This is a genomic window from Spongiactinospora gelatinilytica (genome assembly GCF_003236385.1).
Lineage (GTDB): Bacteria > Actinomycetota > Actinomycetes > Streptosporangiales > Streptosporangiaceae > Spongiactinospora > Spongiactinospora gelatinilytica.
Map to the genome: position 1 here is coordinate 13855 of NZ_POUA01000016.1, position 20101 is coordinate 33955.

General features: G+C 72.3%; 20 protein-coding genes and 1 riboswitch. Of the genes, 5 read left to right on the forward strand and 15 right to left on the reverse strand.

Annotated elements, in window-relative coordinates; translation table 11 throughout:
* Nucleotides 1-52 precede the first annotated feature (52 nt).
* Nucleotides 53-1048 carry a helix-turn-helix transcriptional regulator gene (locus C1I98_RS03795; protein ID WP_111165661.1) on the forward strand — a complete coding sequence of 332 codons (996 nt, stop codon included), beginning with the start codon at nucleotides 53-55 and terminating at the stop codon, nucleotides 1046-1048.
* Nucleotides 1049-1071: 23 nt separating this feature from the next.
* Here the strand turns inward: C1I98_RS03795 and C1I98_RS03800 are convergent, their stop codons facing one another.
* Nucleotides 1072-1788 carry a lysophospholipid acyltransferase family protein gene (locus C1I98_RS03800; RefSeq protein ID WP_111165662.1) on the reverse strand — a complete coding sequence of 239 codons (717 nt, stop codon included), beginning with the start codon at nucleotides 1786-1788 and terminating at the stop codon, nucleotides 1072-1074.
* A gap of 182 nt (nucleotides 1789-1970) precedes the next feature.
* Between C1I98_RS03800 and C1I98_RS03805 the strand changes: the two genes are divergently transcribed.
* Nucleotides 1971-2735, forward strand: a complete 765-nt coding sequence (locus tag C1I98_RS03805) for an alpha/beta hydrolase (RefSeq protein ID WP_111165663.1) — start codon at nucleotides 1971-1973, stop codon at nucleotides 2733-2735.
* A gap of 66 nt (nucleotides 2736-2801) precedes the next feature.
* On the forward strand, nucleotides 2802-3305 hold the full coding sequence (locus C1I98_RS03810; protein WP_111165664.1) for a hypothetical protein: 504 nt from the start codon (nucleotides 2802-2804) through the stop codon (nucleotides 3303-3305).
* Between the two features lie 16 nt (nucleotides 3306-3321).
* Here C1I98_RS03810 and C1I98_RS03815 read toward each other — a convergent pair whose 3' ends face one another.
* From C1I98_RS03815 to C1I98_RS03840, 6 genes are all read right to left on the reverse strand, one after another.
* Entirely contained in the window at nucleotides 3322-4515 is a 1194-nt protein-coding gene (locus tag C1I98_RS03815) for a hypothetical protein (RefSeq protein ID WP_111165665.1), read from the reverse strand.
* A 151-nt stretch (nucleotides 4516-4666) separates the two neighbouring features.
* On the reverse strand, nucleotides 4667-5359 hold the full coding sequence (locus tag C1I98_RS03820) for an endonuclease/exonuclease/phosphatase family protein (RefSeq protein ID WP_111165666.1): 693 nt from the start codon (nucleotides 5357-5359) through the stop codon (nucleotides 4667-4669).
* 100 nt (nucleotides 5360-5459) lie between these two features.
* Nucleotides 5460-6404, reverse strand: coding sequence for an ROK family glucokinase (locus tag C1I98_RS03825; protein WP_111165667.1), 945 nt, complete (start codon nucleotides 6402-6404; stop codon nucleotides 5460-5462).
* A gap of 24 nt (nucleotides 6405-6428) precedes the next feature.
* Entirely contained in the window at nucleotides 6429-7070 is a 642-nt protein-coding gene (locus tag C1I98_RS03830) for a hypothetical protein (RefSeq protein ID WP_146607267.1), read from the reverse strand.
* 57 nt (nucleotides 7071-7127) lie between these two features.
* Nucleotides 7128-7565 (reverse strand): SRPBCC family protein, encoded by a 438-nt coding sequence (locus C1I98_RS03835; RefSeq protein WP_111165669.1) that lies wholly within the window; start codon nucleotides 7563-7565, stop codon nucleotides 7128-7130.
* Nucleotides 7566-7602: 37 nt separating this feature from the next.
* The gene (locus C1I98_RS03840) at nucleotides 7603-8370 is read right to left on the reverse strand and encodes a metallophosphoesterase family protein (protein WP_111165686.1); all 768 of its coding nucleotides are present in this window, start codon (nucleotides 8368-8370) and stop codon (nucleotides 7603-7605) included.
* A 189-nt stretch (nucleotides 8371-8559) separates the two neighbouring features.
* Here C1I98_RS03840 and C1I98_RS03845 point away from each other — a divergent pair, with 189 nt between their 5' ends.
* Nucleotides 8560-10365 (forward strand): AMP-dependent synthetase/ligase, encoded by a 1806-nt coding sequence (locus C1I98_RS03845; RefSeq protein ID WP_111165687.1) that lies wholly within the window; start codon nucleotides 8560-8562, stop codon nucleotides 10363-10365.
* A 13-nt stretch (nucleotides 10366-10378) separates the two neighbouring features.
* Here the strand turns inward: C1I98_RS03845 and C1I98_RS03850 are convergent, their stop codons facing one another.
* From C1I98_RS03850 to C1I98_RS03885, 8 genes are all read right to left on the reverse strand, one after another.
* Complete coding sequence (locus tag C1I98_RS03850) at nucleotides 10379-11527, reverse strand: glycosyltransferase family 4 protein (RefSeq protein ID WP_111165670.1); 1149 nt, start codon at nucleotides 11525-11527, stop codon at nucleotides 10379-10381.
* Nucleotides 11524-12777: a M48 family metallopeptidase gene (locus tag C1I98_RS03855; protein WP_233507145.1), complete on the reverse strand. Its 1254-nt coding sequence runs from the start codon at nucleotides 12775-12777 to the stop codon at nucleotides 11524-11526. The genes C1I98_RS03850 and C1I98_RS03855 overlap by 4 nt, the downstream gene beginning before the upstream one ends.
* Nucleotides 12778-13094: 317 nt before the next feature.
* The gene (locus C1I98_RS03860) at nucleotides 13095-13691 is read right to left on the reverse strand and encodes a C40 family peptidase (RefSeq protein WP_233507146.1); all 597 of its coding nucleotides are present in this window, start codon (nucleotides 13689-13691) and stop codon (nucleotides 13095-13097) included.
* Between the two features lie 22 nt (nucleotides 13692-13713).
* Nucleotides 13714-13895, reverse strand: a riboswitch (cyclic di-AMP (ydaO/yuaA leader).
* A gap of 1023 nt (nucleotides 13896-14918) precedes the next feature.
* Nucleotides 14919-15128 (reverse strand): cold-shock protein, encoded by a 210-nt coding sequence (locus C1I98_RS03865; RefSeq protein ID WP_111165672.1) that lies wholly within the window; start codon nucleotides 15126-15128, stop codon nucleotides 14919-14921.
* Nucleotides 15129-15406: 278 nt separating this feature from the next.
* A complete protein-coding gene (locus C1I98_RS03870; RefSeq protein WP_233507148.1) occupies nucleotides 15407-16375 on the reverse strand; it encodes a C40 family peptidase in 969 nt (322 codons plus the stop codon).
* Between the two features lie 104 nt (nucleotides 16376-16479).
* The gene (locus tag C1I98_RS03875; protein ID WP_111165673.1) at nucleotides 16480-17802 is read right to left on the reverse strand and encodes an NYN domain-containing protein; all 1323 of its coding nucleotides are present in this window, start codon (nucleotides 17800-17802) and stop codon (nucleotides 16480-16482) included.
* Between the two features lie 108 nt (nucleotides 17803-17910).
* Nucleotides 17911-18579, reverse strand: a complete 669-nt coding sequence (locus C1I98_RS03880) for a response regulator (RefSeq protein WP_111165690.1) — start codon at nucleotides 18577-18579, stop codon at nucleotides 17911-17913.
* The gene (locus C1I98_RS03885) at nucleotides 18576-19760 is read right to left on the reverse strand and encodes a sensor histidine kinase (protein WP_111165674.1); all 1185 of its coding nucleotides are present in this window, start codon (nucleotides 19758-19760) and stop codon (nucleotides 18576-18578) included. The genes C1I98_RS03880 and C1I98_RS03885 overlap by 4 nt, the downstream gene beginning before the upstream one ends.
* Before the next feature lie 112 nt (nucleotides 19761-19872).
* Between C1I98_RS03885 and C1I98_RS03890 the strand changes: the two genes are divergently transcribed.
* Nucleotides 19873-20100: a hypothetical protein gene (locus tag C1I98_RS03890; RefSeq protein ID WP_111165675.1), complete on the forward strand. Its 228-nt coding sequence runs from the start codon at nucleotides 19873-19875 to the stop codon at nucleotides 20098-20100.
* The last annotated feature ends 1 nt before the right edge of the window (nucleotide 20101 follow it).

Genomic DNA, 20101 nt, shown 5'->3' on the forward strand with positions numbered 1-20101 from the left:
ACTGCGCGAGTAAAGTGTCAGCCGCCGGCACGTACGGATGGGGGCACCGAGCATGGCGGAACGGCGTCTGCTGGAGGGATTGGGGGTCAGCGCCGCGGAGGAGAACGCCTACCGGGCGCTGCTGCGGCACGGGCCGTCCACGCTGAGCGGCCTTTCCGCGGGGACCGGGAGTTCGGTGACCGCGATCCGCCGGATGCTGCCAAGGATGGAGAACCTCGGGCTGGTCACCCGGGTGGCGGGCCGCCCGCTCCGGTTGTTCGCGACCCCGCCCAACGTGGCGATCGACATCCTGGTGGCGCGCAGGCACGACGAGATCACGCACAGCCGGGCCGCCGCCGCGGCGCTGACCGCCGAGGTCGGCGACCCGTCCGGGCACCACCCCGAGGAGCTGCTCGAAGTGGTGACCGGCCGGGAGGCGGTCGCCCGGCGCTTCCTCCAGCTTGAGCGCAACGCGACCGAGGAGTTCCTGGTCCTGGTGCATCCGCCGTACGCGGTGGACATCACCGACGAGGGGGTCAACCGGCGGCGCAGCATGCGCCGGGTCCAGGCCCGGGCGATCTACGGGCCGCGCGCCTTCGACGACCCGGTCATGCTGGAGCACACCCGGCGGGCCATCGCCGAGGGCGAGCACGCCCGGCTGGGCGAGGTGCCGATCAAGATGGCCATCGCCGACGGGCGTACGGCGATCCTGCCGCTCGCCTCCGAGCCCGACCCGAACGACGCCCTGGTGGTACACCCCTCGGCGCTGCTCGACGCGCTGGTGGCGCTGTTCGAGACGCTGTGGCGGGGCGCCGTGCCGCTCCGGCTCGCGCCCGCTGGGACGGGCGATCCCAGCGAGGCCGAGCCCGGCCCGTGGCCGCGGTCGTCCGACACCGAGGTGCTGACCCTGCTGGCCACCGGGCTGAAGGACGAGGCCATCGCCCGGCAGCTCGGCCTCAGCGCGCGTACCGTGCAGCGCCGTGTGCAGACCCTGTGCGAGCACCTCGGCGCCCGCACCAGGTTTCACGCGGGCTTCCTGGCGGCCCGGCACGGGCTGCTCACCCGCTGAACCGCCCGGCGGCCAGGTGCGGGCTAGCCCGTCTGCTCGCCCGCCTTGGCCTCGCGGGCGGCGCGGACCATCTCGATCTTCGCGCTGGCGGCGTACTTGTCGACGTACTCCTGCCCGGCCAGCTCCATCAGCGCGTACATGATCTCGTCGGTGACCGCGCGCAGCACCAGCCGGTCGTCCTCCATGCCGTAGTAGCGGGAGAAGTCCAGTGGCTTGCCGAAGCGCACCCCCGGCCGGATGCCGAGCTTGGGCAGCGGACGCCCGGGCGGCATCATCTCGAAGGTGTCGACCATCGCCCACGGGATCACCGGCACCCGCGACTCCAGCGCGAGCCTGGCCACCCCGGTCTTGCCCTTGTAGAGCCGCCCGTCCGGCGAGCGGGTGCCCTCGGGGTAGATGCCGAGCACGTGCCCGTTGCGCAGCACCCGCAGCCCGGTGCGCAGCGCCGCCTCGCTCGCCTTGCCGCCGGACCGGTCGATCGGCACGGTGCCGACCCCGGAGAAGAACATCCGGCTCAGCAGGCCCTTGATCCCGGTACCGGTGAAGTATTCGGCCTTGCCGAGCGAAATGACCTTGCGCGGCAGGAACAGCGCGCCGAAGAAGTGGTCGGCGAACGACAGGTGGTTGCCCGCCAGAATGACCGGCCCTTCGCGCGGCACGTTGTCAGTGCCCTCCGCCCACGGGCGGAACACCAGGTGAAGGAACGGCCCCAAGATGGCCTTGACCACCCAGTAGAACACTCGGGCACCTCTTCTCGGCATCGGTGGCCGCCGCAGGCCGCCATTCGGGTCCGGCGCCGGTACGGCAGGCAGCCATCCTCCCATCTTCCGGCCGGGAAGTCTCACCGCCAAACCGGCGTTCCTCTCCCCAAACCAGCGTGTCTCATGCGACGATCGGGCGAACCGCCGAAGGAGGGAGCGCGATGCCCGTGCTGCCCGGCGCCGAGCCGTACCACCGTGACGAAGGCCCCGTCGGCGTGCTGTTCTGTCACGGATTCACCGGCACACCGCAGTCGCTGCGGCCGTGGGCCGAGCATCTGGCGGGGGCGGGCCTCACCGTCGCCCTGCCGAGGCTCCCCGGCCACGGCACCACCTGGCAGGAGATGAGCCGCACCCGCTGGGAGGACTGGTACGCGGAGCTGGACAAGACCTTCGCCGACCTGCTGGGGCGCTGCGCGGAGGTGTTCGTGGCGGGCCTGTCGCTCGGCGCGTGCCTGGCGCTGCGGCTGGCCCAGGTACACGGCGCGGCGGTCCGCGGCGTGGTCGCGGTCAACCCGTCGCTGGCGGTCGATGTGCCACTGCTGCGCCTGGCCCCGGTGCTGAAGCTGGTCATCCCCTCGGTGGCGGGCGTGGCGGGCGACATCAAGAAGGAGGGCGCGACCGAGCTCGCCTACGCGCGCACGCCGGTGCGCGCGGCGGCGACCCTGCCCCGGCTGTGGTCGCTGGTGCGGTCGCGACTGGACCTCATCACCCAGCCGCTGCTGGTCTTTCACAGCCCGGACGACCACGTCGTCAAACCCACCAGCGTCAGGCTCCTGCGCGAACGCCTGACCGGCGGCAACCTGACCGTCGTCGAGCTGGCCGACAGCTACCACGTCGCCACGCTCGACAACGACGCCGGCGAGATCTTCGCGGGGAGCCTGGACTTCATCAGGACGCACGCCTCGGTACCCTTACAGAGGGACTGACCCGATGGGCGTGGCGGCCTCGGGAGGAAGAAGGCACGGGACTTCGATGACTGACAGGCCCACTACGTGACGCCCCAGAGCGACGAGGACGAGGTCTGGCGGCAGATCGTCGCCTCGTTCAACGAGCCGTCCGCGGACTCCGCGGACGATCACCCCTGGCCGGACAGCGAGAATCTTCCCTCCGAGCCCGCCAGGCGGACACTCGAGCGCGACGGCGACGAGCCGGGCGCGGGGGGCGACGCCGATGGGGCGACGCCCGCCGGTGATCTCACCGGGGCGGCCGACGCCGTTGACGCCGCCGGCGCCCCGGCCGAAGACGAGGAGGGACACTACGTCCCCCCGCCCCCGCCGCCGCTGCCCAAGGCCGACGCCTCCACACGGATCGCCTGGGCCGCCCTGTTCGGCGGTCCCGCCTATCTGCTGCTGGCCGTGCTGCTCGGCTGGGAGTTGCAGAACTGGGCGCTGTTCGCGGCGGTCGCGGCCTTCGTCGGCGGGTTCGTGATGCTGGTGGTGCGCAAGGGCGACGGCCCGCCGGGCGGCTCCGGCTGGGACGACGGCGCGGTGATCTGACCGCCCTCAGGCGGTCCTATGACCTGGTGGCGGGCGTCGCGCCGGCCGAGGGCTCGCCGTCGAGCGCCTTGGGGCTCTTGGGGCCGAACCGCTCGACCACGTCGGTGTAGGCGTCCTTGTCGTCGATGACGTGGCCCACCGCCCACACGGTGTCGTCGGTGCCCGGCAGGTGGCTCACCGCCTGTAGCCGCATGGTTCGCGGCGACCCGGTGGACTCGCCGCGCACGATGTCGGTGTGCTTGCCCTGGTGCCGCAGCAGGAACGCCTCGCCGGGGCGGCCGGGGTCGTGGCCGGAGATCCAGAAGGTGCCCTTGCCGTCGCCGGTCACGCCGTACAGGCGTGCGTCGCCGTCGGGCAGCTTCACCTGGGACCAGCGCTTGCCGTTCCAGGACAGCACCAGCGGGGAGATCTCGCCCGAACCGCGGTAGACGCCGCCGATCGCCAGGGCCCGCTTGGGCCCGTCGCTGTGGACGTCGCGCAGGTATCCGCCGCGGATGCGCGGCACCGCCGCCTTCTTCCAGGCCCCGCCGCCGGACTGGCGCATGATCAGCGGCCTGCCCTCCGCGTCGCCGACCGCGAAGCCGTCGCCCTTGGCGGTGAGCGACACGCCGTACAGGGTGCCCTCCTCGCGCATGGACTCCACCCGCCACGTCGCGCCGGTGCGGGTGACGATGAGCGGCTTGCGGTCGCGGCTGCCGACCGTGGCCATCCGCCCCGGCACGGCCGCGACCCCCGCCAGCCAGTCGCTGGCCCGGAGCTGGTCGACGCCCACCCGGTCGAAGCCGGAGCCGTCGCCGTGCGCGACGTACGGCAGGCCGTCGTGCCCGGCGCCGACCGTCCACAGGTCGTTCGCCGCGGCGGCGGCGATCGAGCGCAGGTATCCGGCGCCGGTGTCGTCGTTGCGGATGCCCACCTGGGTCCACGCGCGGCCGTCCCAGTGGGCGATCGCGCCGCGGTTCTCCCAGGCGTCCCAGATCTCCTGCTGGCCGACCGCCCAGACGTCCGTGCCCGACAGCCCGGCCACGTCGGCGAGGGAGCTGTCGCCCTGCAGCCGCACGCGCTCGGTCCGCAGCCAGGACTCGGCGAGCGCGGGCGGGCGCGTGGGGTCGGCGTGCGCGTAGGCGGCCGACGTGCCAGGAAGGACGAGCCCGGCGAGGAGCGCCGCTCCCGCGCCTGTCACCACCACGCGCCGCAGTGAGCGGCTGGTCATAGTCAGAATCGTACGGGGATGCTCTCACCCGTGTGGACATCCGCCTCGTCAAGGACAGGTGTCACATCAGTATGAATGACCCTTTCCGCCTCAAGTTCCCTGCTCAGCGACGGTTCGCCAGGGTCATGTATCGAGATGGTCGCGCGGGCGGTCAGGAGGCCCGCAGCTCGGCCACGACCGGCAGGTGGTCGCTGGCGGCGGCGAGGTCGGCGGGATCGGCGTCCACCCCGCCGCAGGACACGATCGACAGGCCGGGGCCGGCGAAGACCGCGTCGATCCGCTTGGCCGGCCGCCTGGCGGTGAACGTCATCCCCTCGCCGCGCGGGGCGCGGGCGTAGCAGTCGGCGAGGCGGCCCGCCAGGTGACGGAAGGTGTCCTGGTGGGCCTGCTCGTTGATGTCGCCGGCCAGTACGAGGGCCGCGCCGTACGGCTCGGCCGCCGCCTCCAGCAGCGTCACCGCCTCCTCCGCGTGCCGGGCGCGCGCGGCCACGTGCAGGTCCAGGTGCACCGAGGCGACCGCGACGCGCAGCCCGCCCGACTCCACCACCGCGATCGCCGTCGCCCTGCGCTCCAGGAAGAAGTAGAAGCGCAGCAGGTGGGTCTCGGCGCGCAGCACCCGCACGCCGGGGCCGGTCAGCACCGCGGTGCCACCGCGCCGCCGGCCGGCCGCCACGATCATCCCGGTCTCGGCGGCGAGCCGGGCGCGCTTGCGCCGCCAGGACCACCGCCGGGGGACCTCCTGGACGCACAGGATGTCCGGCCGGGTCGCCCGGATCACCCGGACCAGCGCCGGGACGTCGTCGCGCATCCCGTGCACGTTGTACGTCGCGACCCTGATCGTCATGCAGCGCAGGGTAGTTCGGGGCGCGGCGGCCCGGCCAGCACCCTGACCGCTACCGGACAGGCCCGTCGTTCCCGGTCAGAACCGGCGTATCGGGTGATGCTCATCGGCGCCGGGCGAGGTCGGCCGCGCCCACCACCCCGGCCGACGCGCCCAGTTCGGCGAGCCGGATATCGGCGACCGGGCGGTGCCCGCTGCCGGTGAGCGCGCGGGTGAACGACTCCCTGACCCGGTCGATGAACAGGTCGGCCGCCCGTGACACGCCGCCGCCCAGGATGAAACAGCCCGGGTCGAGCACCGCCGCCATGTCGGCCATGCCCTGGCCGAGCCAGTGGCCGATGCTCGCGAAGGCGGACAGCGCCGCGTCGTCGCCCGCCCTGGCGGCCTCGGTGACCTCCTCCCCCTCGATGTCGGCGGGTGAGCCGCCGGCCATCTCCAGCAGCGTGGCGGCGCGCCGCGGCTCGGCGGCCGCGATCACCCTGGCCTCCTCGACCAGCGCGCTGCCGCTGGCGTAGCGCTCCCAGCAGCCGAGGTTGCCGCACCCGCACAGGCGTCCGCGCTGGACCACCTGCATGTGGCCCATCTCCGCGCCCATCCCCCACCGGCCCCGGTACAGCTCGCCGCCGAGCACGATGCCGCCGCCGATGCCGGTGCCGACGGTGACGCACACGATGTGGCTCTCCCCGCGGCCCGCGCCGTACCTGGCCTCGGCCCAGGCCATCGCGTTGGCGTCGTTCTCCACCACGACGGGCAGCCCGACGAGGGCGGCCACCTTCTCGCGCAGCGGCTCCTCGCGCCAGGCCAGGTTGGGGGCGAAGCGCACGATCGAACGGGTCTCATCGACGAACCCGGCCGCGCCGAGGCCGACCGCCTCCACCTGGTGCCCGTGCGCCAGCTCCTTGATCACTTCGGCGATGGTCTGCGCCACCTGGTCGGGATAGTCGGCGGGGGTGGACCGCAGGGTCTGGGCGACGATCTCGCCGTGCTCGTCGACCAGCCCGGCGGCGACCTTCGTCCCGCCGATGTCCACGCCAATGGTCAGCGCCATCTGCCAGCCTCTCTCCAAGGGCGATCAGCCCGGGTCGTTGTGCTCCCCACGGTCGCCGGGGTCGTCCCGGTCGTCTCTGGGCCTGCGCGGGGGCGCCGGGCGCGCCAGCGCGTCCACCGCCTCGCGCAGCGCGGTGACCAGCTCGCCGCCGGCCGCCACCAGATGGTCGGCGATGTCGGTGCCGACGCCCGCGCTCGTGTTCTGCCCGGCCTCGCGGCGCGCGGCGATCACCCGGCAGACAGGACAGGAACGGCAGATGTAGCCGTCCTCGTGCGCGTAGATCGCCTCCTCCCAGACGTCGCGCTCGCCGCGCTGCCCGCCGCCCCCGCCGCCGAACACCTGGCCGATGCCCTTCCGGGTGCCCCACAGCAGGCCGCGGCCGATCTCGCGGGCGGCGCGGTCCTGGAGCGAGTCGAGCAGCCGCCTGGCCTCGCGAGCCACCACGGTGAGCGGATCGCGGCCCTCGGCCCTGGCCCGCTCGACCTCACGCTCCCAGGCCGCCCGCCGGGCCGCCTCGGCCCGTTCGTCCCACTCCGCACTTCCGGCGTCCCGAGGTTCGGGGGCACCGGGCTCGGCGGCATCGGCGGCATCGCCGACCTGGTCCACGACGGCGCTCCACGGATCTTCCGCGCCTCTGCCGCCGTCAATGTCACGGTTCTCAGTCATTCAAGGCCTCCTGACTCGAACCGTACCCGCAGGTGACCTTCGCGGCGCGCGCCCGCGTCATGCCGCCTCGACGCGCTTCTTCAGCCCCTTCAGCGCGGTGTCCACGATGACCTTCTCGGCCTTGCGCCTGATCATGCCGATCATCGGCACCTTGAGCTCGACCGCCAGCTCGTAGGTCGCCTCGGTGCCGCCGCCGGTCGCGGCCAGCCGGTAGCCGCCGGTCAGCCCGGACACCATGGCGCCGGGCTCGGCGATGCGCCAGCCGACCGCCTCGTCGTCGTGCCAGTCGTAGGCGAGCACGTAGGAGTCGCTGATCACCCCGGCGTCCAGCGTGAACCTCACCTCGGCGGGCCGTCCGGCCGCGTCGGCGGACATGACCTCCGCGGCCTTCACCTGACCCGCCCACTCCGGGTAGGCGGCGAAGTCGGCGATCACCGCCATGACGGCCGACCGGTCCGCGGTGATCGTGATGCTGGAGGTGGTGCGATCAGCCATGGGCTAACCGTACTCGTTCCTCCGATGCATCACATAGTCACCACTCCAGGGCATAGGGTGTGCGCCTGGCCCGAAAGTGCCCGACATTTATGCACTCGGTGCGGCCGATCCTGGTCCGGGCGGCCAGCGGCTGGTGGACGTGACCGAACAGCGCGTACTTCGGCTGGGTCTCCTTGATCGCCTGGAGCGTCGCCTCGCTGCCCCGCTCGAACCGCCGGGCCACCACGTCGTACAGCAGCTCGGGCACGGCCGGCGGGATGTGCGCGCACAGCACGTCCACCTCGCCCACGGCGGCCACCTTCGCCGCGTACTCCGCGTCGTCGATCTCGTAGGGGGTGCGGTAGCGCGTGCGCAGCCCGCCGCCGACGAACCCGAAGGTCAGCCCGCCGATCTCGACCCGCTCGCCGTCCAGGATGTGGTGCCCGTCGCGGGCGTGGCCCGCCCAGAAGCGCGGCACGTCGACGTTGCCGTAGGTCATGTAGGCGGGCGTCGGCATGGCCGCGAACAGCTCCGCGTACTGCTTGTCGACCATCCGCTCGATGTGCTCGCCGGGATCGCCGTCCAGCGACGCCCACAGCCCGGCCGACATGACGCGGGCCTCGTCGAAGCGGCCCGCCGTGCGCAGCCCGACGTAGCGGGCGGCGTTGTCCGCGCCGAACAGCTCGGGGAAGATGCCCTGCGAGTGATCGGCGTAGTCGATGAACAGCACGAGGTCGCCCAAACAGACCAGGGCGTCCGCGCCGTCTCCCGCGCGGGCCAGGGCATCGGCCCTCCCGTGCACATCGCTGACGACATGGACCCGCATGGCCGACATCCTAATCAGCCGCGCGAGCGCCGCCGGGGGGCGGGTGCGGCGCGTTCCCCGGGCGTTCGGGCATGCACTGGTAGCGTGGGGTGCATCGTTGGTAACGCGTGGGTTTCGAGCCCTACCCACACGTAACCTATCGCGGTAGCGTCCCAGCCATCGATCGACATGCGCCGCAAGGAGTGCCCCGTGCGCGAGTACAGCGTCCCGGTGCTGGTGGACGTCCCCCCGGCCGCCAACTGCACCGACACGGTGTTCGAACGGGCCGAGCAGCAGCCCGGCGCCGTGGTGATCCGCCGCAAGGACGGCGACGGCTGGTCGGCGGTGACCGCCAGGGAGTTCCGTGACGAGGTGGCGGCGCTGGCCAAGGGGCTGATCGCCATGGGCATCACCCCCGGCGACCGGGTCGGACTGATGTCGCGCACCCGCTACGAGTGGGCGGTCATCGACTACGCGCTCTGGGCGGCGGGCGCGGTCAGCGTGCCCATCTACGACACCTCCTCGGCCGACCAGATCAAGTGGATCCTCGCCGACAGCGGCGCCAGGGCGGTCTTCGTGGAGCTGGGCGACCACCGCGACACCGTGCGCGAGGTCGAGGACGAGCTGCCCGCCGTTGCGCACCTGTGGTGCGTGGAGGACGGCGCGCTCGGCGAGGTGACCGCCGCCGGCGCCGAGGTCACCGACGAGACCTTGGAGGAGCGCCGCACCTCGCGCGGCATCGCCGACCTCGCCACGATCATCTACACCGCCGGCACCACCGGCCGCCCCAAGGGCTGCCGGCTCACCCACGACAACCTGATGTTCACCGCGCGCAACGTGGCGCAGGGGCCGCTGGAGCAGTTGTTCGAGGCTCCCGACCGCTCCGGGCTGCTCTTCCTCCCGCTGGCGCACAGCCTCGCGCGGATCATCCAGGTCGTGCTGATCGAGACCGGGACGGTCATCGGCCACTCCCCCAACCTGCGCGCGGTCGCCCCCGACCTGCAGTCCTTCAAACCGAGCTTCCTGCTCGCGGTGCCCCGCGTGTTCGAGAAGGTCTACAACGGCGCGGTGCAGCGGGCCGCCGCCGACGGCAAGGGCAAGATCTTCAAGCTGGCCGCCGACAGTGCGATCGCCTGGAGCCGCGCGGAAGGCTCCGGCGGGGCGAGCCTCGGCCTGCGGCTGCGGCGCGCGCTGTTCGACCGGCTGGTGTACGGCAAGCTGCGCGCCGCCACCGGCGGCGAGATGACGGCGGCGGTCTCCGGCGGCTCCGCGCTCGGCGAGCGGCTCGGCCACTTCTTCCGGGGCGTGGGCATCGAGGTGTTCGAGGGGTACGGCCTGACCGAGACCTCCGCCCCCTCCACGGTCAACATGCCCGGCGGCAACAAGATCGGCACGGTGGGCAAGCCGCTGCCCGGCGTGACCATCCGCATCGGCGACGACGGCGAGATCCTGATCAGGGGCCGGCACATCTTCGACGGCTACTGGAACAACCCCGAGGCCACCGCCGAGGTGATCGACGAGGACGGCTGGTTCCACTCCGGCGACGTGGGCGAGCTCGACGCCGACGGCTACCTGCGCGTCACCGGGCGCAAGAAGGAGATCCTGGTCACCGCGGCGGGCAAGAACGTCGCCCCGGCCCCGCTTGAGGACCGCATCCGCGCCCACCCGCTGGTCAGCCAGGCGCTGGTGGTGGGCGATGACCGGCCGTTCATCGCCGCCCTGGTCACCCTCGACGCCGAGGCGCTGGAGCAGTGGAAGAGCGCCAACGGCCACGCCTCGGCCACGCTGGCCGACCTGAGCGCCGACCCCGCCGTCCTCGCCGAGGTCCAGAACGCCATCGACGATGCCAACCGGATGGTGTCCAGGGCCGAGCAGATCAAGAAGTTCGCGGTGCTGCCGATCGAGCTCACCGAGGAGACCGGGCACGTCACCCCCAAGCAGTCGATCAAGCGCTACGTGGTGATGGCGGAGTTCGCCAAGGAGATCGACGAGCTGTACGTCGACACCCGCTCCTGAGCGCGGGCGTCGCTCACGGGGTCAGCAGCTCGGCGAATCGGCCGGCCACCAGGGGCCAGGACCACTCGCGCGTGGTCCAGGCCCGGCCCCGGTCGCCCATCGCCCGGGCCCGGCCCCGGTCGCTCAGCAGCTCGACGAGCGCGGCGGCGACCTGTTCCACCGATGTGCCGTCCACCAGCAGGCCGGTCTCGCCGTGCCGTACCGCGTCGGGCGCGCCGCCAGAGGAGCCCGCGATCACCGGCAGCCCGGTCGCGGACGCCTCCAGGTAGACGATGCCGAGCCCCTCCACGTCGATGCCGCCGAGCCGGGTGCGGCAGGGCATCGCGAAGACGTCGCCCGCGTCGTAGTGGGCGGGCAGGGCCGTCCACGGCACCGGCCCGGTGAACCGCACGGACCCGCCGAGCCGCGCCGCGGACCGCTCCAGCGCCCTGCGGCCCGGACCGCCGCCGACCAGCAGCAGCACGGCGTCGGGGACCGCCCGCAGCACCCGCGGCCAGGCCCGTACCAGCACGTCCTGGCCCTTGCGCGGGACCAGCCGCGAAACGCACACCGCCACCGGCCGCCCGGACAGCCCGAGCCGTTTGCGCACCTCGGCCCCACCGGCGCCCGGGCGGAACACCGTCGTGTCCACGCCCGGGGTGAGCCTGGCCAGTTTGCCAGGGTCGATCACCCGCTCCAGCCGGCCCCGGGTGTACTCGCCCAGGTAGGTCACCACGTCGGCGTGCGCGCCGATCCGCGCGAGCACCTGGCGGGGGCCCGGCAGCCGCGCCCACGACGCCTCGTGCCCGTGGGTGAGCATGACGACCCGCCGGGCCCCGGCCGCGCGCAGCGCCGGGGCCAGCAGCCCGAGCGGCGCGGCCGCGCCGAACACGACCGTCTCGATCCCGTGCAGCCGCACCAGCCCGGCCGCCCGGCGGGCCACGGCGGGCAGCGGCAGCATCAGCGCGCCCGGGTGGCGCACGACCTGGTACGGCTGGCGGCCGTCGAACGCCTCGCACCCGGGCCAGCGCGGCGCGTAGACGACCACGGAGCCGGGCGGGCGGTGCATCGCCAGCCCGTGGACGAACGCCTGGATCCCGCCGGGCCGGGGCGGGAAGTCGTTGGTGACGATCAGCGTCCGGGCGGTGCCGTTGGGCTCCGGCCGTAGGCCGGGCGGCGTCATGGCTCCGGCACACGATCGCGCAGCGCCCACGAACGGGCGGCGGCGATCCGCTGGGGAGCCGTGGGGTGGGAGGAGTAGAGCAGGTATTCGAACGGGTCGGGGTCGAGGTCGGCGATGTTGGTGAGCGCCAGCCGCCGCTGCATCGCCACGAACGTGCCCGGGTCGCGGGTCAGGTCCAGCGCGTGAACGTCGGCCCTGGCCTCGATGTGCCTGCTGACCAGGTTCTGGCCCGGGCCGGACAGGAAGGCGGCCAGGCTCATCAGGCCCATCAGCAGACCGACGGCCCGGGGATCGGCGATCGACGGCACGGCCGCGCGGCGGCGCGGCGCGCCGGCCGAGGTCACCAGGTAGAGCAGGATCACGCCCCAGGCCGCGCCGAGGCCGCCGATCAGGGTGCCGGAAAGGACGTCGTCGCGCTCGGCATGACCCAGCTCGTGCGCCACGATCAGCTCGATCTCGTTCTCCGGGGCCTTGAGCAGCGTGTCGTAGACGACGATGCGGCGGGTCGCGCCGAACCCGGACACGTACGCGTTGAGCGCCGTGGTGCGCCGGGAGGCGTCGGCGACCAGCACGTCGTCCACCGGCACGCCGTCGCGGCCGGCCATGGCCAGCAGGTCATCGCGCAACCGCCCGGCCTGCATCGGCCGGAAGTCGTTGAAGATCGGCTCCACCACGACGGGGTAGACGAACGAGGCGGCCAGCGTGAGCGCGAACGCGCCCAGGGCCGCCGGAATCCACCAGCGGGCGAACCGCCGCGCCAGCGCGATCAGCACGACCACCATGAGCGCGGTCAGCAACGTGCTCACCGCGGTGTTCTTCAGCCGGTCCACGCTCCAGGACAGCCAGGTCTGCGTGGAAAGGCCGTACTCGCGGAGGTAGGTCTCGGACCAGACGCCGAGCGGCCACCGCAGCAGCTCGACCACCACCGTGAGCGCCACCACGCCGCCCACCGCCTTGACCCACCACGGGCCGGGCACGCGGCGCACCACCCGCGCCCCGAACGGCGTCGCCACCAGCACCACGGCGAAGACCAGCCCGAGCGCGAGGGACAGATAGGCGGGCGCGCTGAGCGCCGCGTCGAACGCCTGCGACCGGGCGATATCCGCCGCGGTGAAGTCGCGGGCCGGATCGGCGGCCACCTCGGGCGCGCCCGGCGGCAGCGCCCGCCACGGCGTCGTCACCGCGACGATCCCGGCGAGAGCCAGGCCGAGCACCACCAGTGCGGCCCATGCCGCGCGAACCCCCCGCACGTCAGCCACTCCCCCCGCCGGCGCCACATCTAGTAGCGCATTCTCCAGGATCGGCCGGTCGCGGGGCCACACTTGCGCGTCCACGCCATGTCCACCGGCCGGCAGTGGAGCCTATTCAAGCGGATGGAAGCGTCTCCACGGCGGGCCCAGGTCTTTACCGCCGGGCCGGATTTCCAGGATTACGGAGAAATGCGGGTGATCAGAAATGCGGGTGATCACCGTCGACCACGAAAAAGCGGCCCCGCCCCACCGGAGGGGAACGAAAGGACGGGGCCGCCTTCCCGTGCCGGCGGTCTCCGGAGAAAGCGCCGCCGGAACTAAAGGCCCGGCCGTACGGCGCCGCTGAAACTCGCCTTGCGCCAGCCGCTCAGCTTCTCGACGCGGACCGTCTTTCCGCTGCTCGGCGAGTGGACCATCTTGCCGTCGCCGACGTACATACCGACGTGGCCCTTACCCCGGAAGAACAGCAGATCTCCCGGGCGCAGGTTCTTGAAGGACACCTTCTTCTTGATACGGGTGTACTGGCTGTACGTCACCCGGGGAAGGCGCACTCCTGCCTTCTTCCAACTGAACTGGACGAGGCCCGAGCAGTCGAAGGCGTTGGGGCCGCTACCTCCCCACCGATAAGGGTCGCCGACCTGTTTCTTGGCCACCGAAACGGCCTTGGCGGCCTTGATCCGCTGTGTGGCGGCCTTGCTGAGTTTCTTGGCCGCCGGCACCGCGGAATTCTCGTGCTCCGCCTCGGCGGGGGACGGCGTTTCCGCCGGGTCGGTCTGCACGGCGGTCGGTTCGATGGCGGCCGTCGCCTCCGCCGCAGTGGCCTGCAGCGACATCGTCACCACCGAGGCGGTGACGGTGAGGGCCGCGCCGCCGAGGGAAAGGCGGACACGGTGAGACGGCCGTGAATCATACACGGATGCGGACAGGATCGCTCCTCAACTCTTCCACGAACGCCTACCGGGTTAGCTGACGGATTCGGGCGGGGAAGTTCGCCCTACGGCGCTCACGCGCCGATTCACCCCCGGCCGTTTCCCGCAGCGAAACGCTCGGTGCGGGACGGGCCCATTGGGTCCCCGGCTCCATGCCTCATGTCTGCATGGATTCGGCTGAGTCACCACCCGGAATCGGGGGGTACGGCACGCGTCGCGGCGGACGGGCGGTGACCAAGCGGATCTCGCCATTCAGAAAACGACACCGGCGGATCCGGGCCGATGTCGTGCGGCGACTTGGCATGTTCGCCGCGATGCGAGAAGGTACTCCCATCGCCATATTCCGGCAAAGGGCCGACAAAGCGCGGAGATCGATAAGGCCCTCGTGGATCACGCGAATCCCCCACGCCACATGGGGTTCCCGGCGCCCGATGTGACACTGCTCACATATTCGGTGAATCATGTAACAGAGATCACTTATGGCAGCCGTGGATCACGATCTTCACTCCCGTCACGGGAGGCGTTTTTCGCGAACTTCGCAAAGGGCGCGGTAAGCCGTGCTAGGCTCCAGTCCCACTGGAAGTTCCACCGAACAGGAGCGACGACAGGGCAACCGGGTGCCGGCGGGAGGCCGCATCGAGCGGGCCGGAAGCCGTACGAACGGGCCGTCCACGCGGGCGTCCCGGACCGCACCACCCGAGGGACCGCGAAGCCGTGGAGGCCGCCCTCGCTCTCGTCAGAGGCCGCGTACCGCGCGAGCCGCCGCCGTTCGAGCACTACCACGACCTCGGCCACACAGCGAGCCAGAGCAAGGCGCCGTCCTGACAGGGCCGCCGCCCCCAGGCCGCCCAGAGCGACGATGGGCGGCCCGTGCCGTCCTTCGGCGCACCCAGCGACCTCGTAGCGGTCAGACCACGCCTGAAGGAGCCGGTCCGGCCGCGCCGGAAGACCGGCCCTTTCCGGAGTGGCCGGTTCGGGCTGATCTACATCGCCCTGGCCGGCGATGCCCGCTCGATCATCGGGCCTGCCGGAGCCCACCGCGCCGGGGGGGCCGGGCCACGACAGCCCCAGGGCGGCCGGTGTGGCCGGTTCCGGCCACAAGGGGACGGGCCCCGAAAGGGGGCAAAAGCAAACGGCCAGGCCGCTCGTGCGGCCTGGCCGTACTCTGCCCGGCGGGCGCGCGCTCGCGCGTGCCCGCCGTCCGACCCGGTGTCAGGCGGGGACGATGTTCTCCGCCTGCGGGCCCTTCTGCCCCTGGGTGATGTCGAAGGCCACACGCTGGCCCTCGTGCAGCTCACGGTAGCCGCCCTGGGACACGATGTTGGAGTAGTGAGCGAAGACGTCGGCGCCGCCGCCGTCCTGCTCGATGAAGCCGAAGCCCTTTTCCGAGTTGAACCACTTCACGGTTCCGGTGGTGCTCATGTCGTTTCTCCTTCTGACAGGTGCAGAGACGAGGCCCGCACCGTGCGAACCCCGTGTCGCCGCGATGACCCCCATCCGGAGACGCCCGGAAAAAGAAAAGCACCTGAGCTGTCACAACGCGTCAGGTGCACAAGTAATCTTATGGGTACCACAACTGCAACTTCTTCAACTTACCACGCCCGCCATGCGCCTGTGCAGACTCTTGTCACTCCGGCCGAGAGCCGCCAGGAACGGCGCAGCGGGGGTGCCCCTGGCACCCCCGCGCGACCAGGGCACGATCAGGGGCGGATGGCTCCGACGAAGCGACCCCGGCCGTAGGAGTCGAGGCTGACGACCTTGATGACGTCGCCCGTCTGCGGCGCGTGGACCATCTTATTGTTGCCGGCATAGATCCCGACATGCCCGAGCCCGTGGCTGAACAGCAGGTCGCCGGGCTGCAGGGCGTCCATCGAGACCTTCCGGCCCGCCCCCCACCGCCACTGCTCCCAGGTGGTCCGGGGCAGCGACACGCCGCCGGAGCGCCAGGCCGCCTGGGTGAGCCCTGAGCAGTCGTACCCGCCCGGACCCGTCCCGCCGTACCGGTACGGCTTGCCGATCTGGGCGAAGGCGAAGCCGAGCACCTGGCGGGCGTTGCCCGAGGCGCTGCCGGTGTACTTGACGCCCGGGCTGTTCGGGTCGCCGTTGCGGTAGGCCCCGAGCCGGCGCAGCAGCTTGGTCTGCTCCTTGACCAGCCCTTCGACCTTCTTCTTCTCGCCCTTGACCTCGTCGAGCACCTTCTCGGTCTCGCCCAGCGCCTTCTTGGCGGCGTCCCGCTTGCGCACCAGGTCGCGGGTGGCCGAGTCGAAGGCGGTCAGCGACTGGGATCGGGACGCGGAGAGCTGGCTGATCGAGGCCAGGCCGGCGAGCATGGCCGCCGGGTCCTGCTGGCCCATCATGCCCGGCCAGGTGCTCAGGTCGGCGCCCTGGTAGGCGGTGACGGCCATGCCGACGAGCTGGCGGCGCAGGCCGTCCACGGTGCCGCTCTGCTTGGCGTACTCGTCCTTGAGCCGCTGGTACTTCTTCTTGGCGCTCTTCTGCCGCTCGGTCGCCGCGTTGTAGCGGTCGACCACCTTGTCCGCCTCGTCGTTGAGCTTCGCCAGCTTCGCCTTGGCCTGCTGAATGGTCGGTCTCGGGTCGGCGACTGCGGACCCGCCGAGCGGTACGGTCAACGCGGCCACAATGACCCCAGCGGCGACGGAAATCCGCACTACCCTCACCTGCACCAACCCAAATCTTTACGTTTCCGGACTTGGGGCGAAATAGTACAGAATTATGCAGGTGTGGCTCACGTTTTCGCCGCGATTGAGATCCTTCAGGCGCGGCCGAGGCGGCGCAGCAGCAGCGACGACTGCACCGGGCGCGCGCCCATCCGCCGCACCGACTCGGCGACCTCCCGGTCGGAGGACACCACGGCGATGGCCCGGCCCGCCGGTTCGGCCCGCACGAGCTGCCTGATCAGGTCATCGGCGATCTGGCCGGGGGCGCTGAACATCACCCGCACGCCGCGCGGCGCGGTGACCGGCACCGGGCCGTTCAGCTCGGCCCCGTCGAAGACACAGGTCACCTCGACCCTGGTCTGCGCGACCAGCCCGCCGAGGCCGGTCAGCAGCCGGCCGCGCTGGTCGGCCAGGGTGAGCGTGCCGTAGCCGGTCTTGGTGACGTTGTAGCCGTCGATGATCAGATGGACCTGCGGCAGCGCCAGCAACTGGTCCAGCAGCGCCGGGTCGTCATCGGCCAGGGCGCGGGCCGGGACGGCGCGCACCCCCGGCCGGTCCGGCGACACCGCGTTGACCGTGTCGGCCGGACGGCTGATCGTCGAGGGCAGCGCCAGCTCCCTGCGCAGCCCGGCCGCCGCGTCCTGGAGGGCGTCCAGCAGCACGCGCACGCGGGTGTCCTCCGCGCTGCGGCCCTCGCGGGCGGACCGGCGGCCCGCTTCGAGCTGGCGTTCGGCCTCCGTCAGGCGCTCGCGTGTACGGCGCAGCTCGGTCTCGGCCGCGCTGCCCGCCGAGGCGAGCGCGGCCCGCGCCTCCTCGGCGGCCCCCTCGTGCCCGGCCGCCCGGGCATCGGCGGCCTTGGCGCGTTCCCGCGCGTCGTGCAGTTTGCGGCGCAGGTCGGCGATCTCGGCGCGGGCCGACCTGAGCTGCTCGCGGACGCGGTCGATCTCCTCCTTGGCCGCCGCCTTCTGGCCGGCGAGCTGTTCGCGCAGCCGCGCGATGGTCTGCTCGTGCGCGGAGCCCTCCGCGGCGGCGGCGGAACGGGCGAGGTCGGCCCGCGCGGACTCCACCATGTCCGGCCAGCCGGGCGGCCGGGTCAGGTAGGCGGCGGTGGCGACCAGCACCGGATCGGCGGCGGGCGGCACCGTGCCCTCGGCCAGACTGGAGACCAGCTCGGGCCAGCCCGCGGCCAGCGTCTCCGCGACGACCTCGCGGAACTTCTTGTCGGTCTCCAGTTGCGCGGCGATCGCGGCACCGCCCAGCCTGGCCCGTTTGCGGGGTTCGAACTTGGCTATCCCGCGCAGCGGCGCGGGCACGGCCGGGCCCGGGATCGTCCCGAGCACCTGGGCCGCGAGATCGACCACGTGGCCCCTCACCTGTTCGGGCAGCGGACGAGACAGGCCCTCATCGGCTGAACTCATCCCATGTCCCCTCAGCCCTCGTCAGGCACCCTTCCAGAAAAAACGTCTATCCGACAAGGGTACGGCCGTCACGCAACTGGCTTGGTCCGGCACAGGAGCGCACATGACCTAGACGTGACCGGCGTCGTGAACGGTCAGGGCGATCTGGACGCGATTGTTAAGTTCCAATTTGGTGAGGACGCGCGAGACGTGCGCCTTGACGGTGGCCACGCTCATGAACAGCTCGGCGCCGATCTCGGCGTTGGAGCCGCCCCTGCCGACGGCGAGCGCGACCTCGCGCTCGCGTTCGCTCAGCCGGTCGAGCAGTTCGCGGGCGCGGGACCGGCGGTCGCCCGCCCAGGGGTCGGCCACGTGGTCGATGAGCTGCCTGGTCACGATGGGCGACAGGATGGGCTCGCCGGCCGCGACCCGGCGGATCGCCTCCACCAGGTCGCCCGGCGGGGTGTCCTTCAGCAGGAAGCCCGCGGCCCCGGCGCGCAGCGCGCGCAGCACCTGGACGTCGGCGTGGAAGGTGGTCAGGATGACGACCTCGGGCGGCCGGGGCGCGGCGCGCAGCCGTTCGGTCGCCTCCAGCCCGTCGAGCTTGGGCATCCGGATGTCCATCAGCACGATGTCGGGGCGGTGCCTGGCGACCATCGCGGGCACCTCGTCGCCGTCGGCGGCCTCGCCGGCCAGGGCGATGTCCGGGGCGCCACCGAGGATCATGGACAGTCCGGCGCGCACCAGGGCGTCATCGTCCACGATCAGGACGCTGATGGGGTCGGCGGGAGCGCTCATGAGGGCCACGGTAGCCAGGCGCGCAGCACATAGTCACCATCGGGGCGCGTACCGTGCTCCAGCCGCCCGCCGGCCAGCCCCGCCCGCTCGGCCAGGCCGATCAGCCCGGTGCCGCTGCCGGGGATGACGATGTGGCGGCCGGACGTACGCGCGGGATTGCGGATCTCGACGGTCAGCCCGGGGCCGGGCGCGCCGTCCACGGCGACGGTCACCGGCACGCCGGGGGCGTGCTTGCGCGCGTTGGTCAGCCCTTCCTGCACGACCCGGTAGACCGTACGGCCGAGCGCCGCGGGCACCTCCGGCTCGCCGGGCACGCGCAGCGCGGGCCGTACCTCCATCCCGGCCTTCCGCGACGCCTCAAGCAGCCCGTTCAGGTCGGCCATCGTCGGCTGCGGCGGCTCGGGGGCCTCGCCCTGCCGGTCCCAGCGCAGCACGCCGATGACCTCCCGGAGGTCCTGGAGCGCCTCGTGCGCGCCGGACCTGATCGCGGTGGCCGCCGTGGCGATCCCCTCGGCGGAGGCGTCCTTGCGGAACTCCAGCGCTCCCGCGTGCAGGCTGAGCAGCGTCAGGCGGTGGGCCAGCACGTCGTGCATCTCCCTGGCGATCCGCTCGCGCTCCAGCCGCCGGGCCTGCTCGGCCGCCTGGTCGGCGCGCTCGCGCAGGGTGAACATGAGCTGCCGCCTGGACCGGGTGAGCATCCCCCAGGCGATCAGCACCAGGTAGACCAGCACCGCAATGATGACCGTCCCGGCGAAGCCGAGCTCGGGATCGGGGTGCAGCCAGCCGTAGGGCAGCAGGGCCAGCAGGTGCGGCACCATGATCAGCACGATGTACCGGAACGGCCGGTGGACCGCCACCGTGAAGACCACGATCAGCAGCGGCCCCGAGACGAGCAGCGAGAACGCCGACAGCGGCGCGAGCGTGAGCGCCAGCCCGACCGGCCACCTGCGGCGCAGCCAGACCGCCGCGCACGACAGCGCCCCCAGGATCTGCTCGGCGAACACCATCTCCTCCGGCCGGCCCTTCAGGTCGCCCAGGAAGATCAGGGTGATCAGGCAGGCCAGCAGGAACATGGTGATGTCCACGGCCCAGTCACGGGGCGTGCGCCGCACGGGCCGCCCCGGGCGCTCCTCCAGGGTGCCGATCAGGGCCGCGGGCAGCAGCCAGCGATACTCAGTCATCCTGACGTGCAGGTTACGTGGTCGAACGGATACCGCGACAGCTACCAAAGTCGATGGCACGGACGCCCTCCGGCCGAAGCGGCGCGGCGGGCGGTCCGCGATCGTCGGGGGCATGAAAGTGATACTCGACGTCGCCGGGGTGCTGTGCATCGTCCAGGCCGTGGGCGGGGCGCTCAACAACCTGCTGGGCAGTTCCACACCGAGCTGGTTCCTGGTCAACCACATCGCGGCCCTGGACGGATACGAGATCTTCGCCAGCATCGTGGTCGGCGTGCTGGGCGTGGCGCTGTGCGCCGCCGCGCGGGCGGTGGGCAGGACGTCCGGCCGCGGGGAGGGCTGAG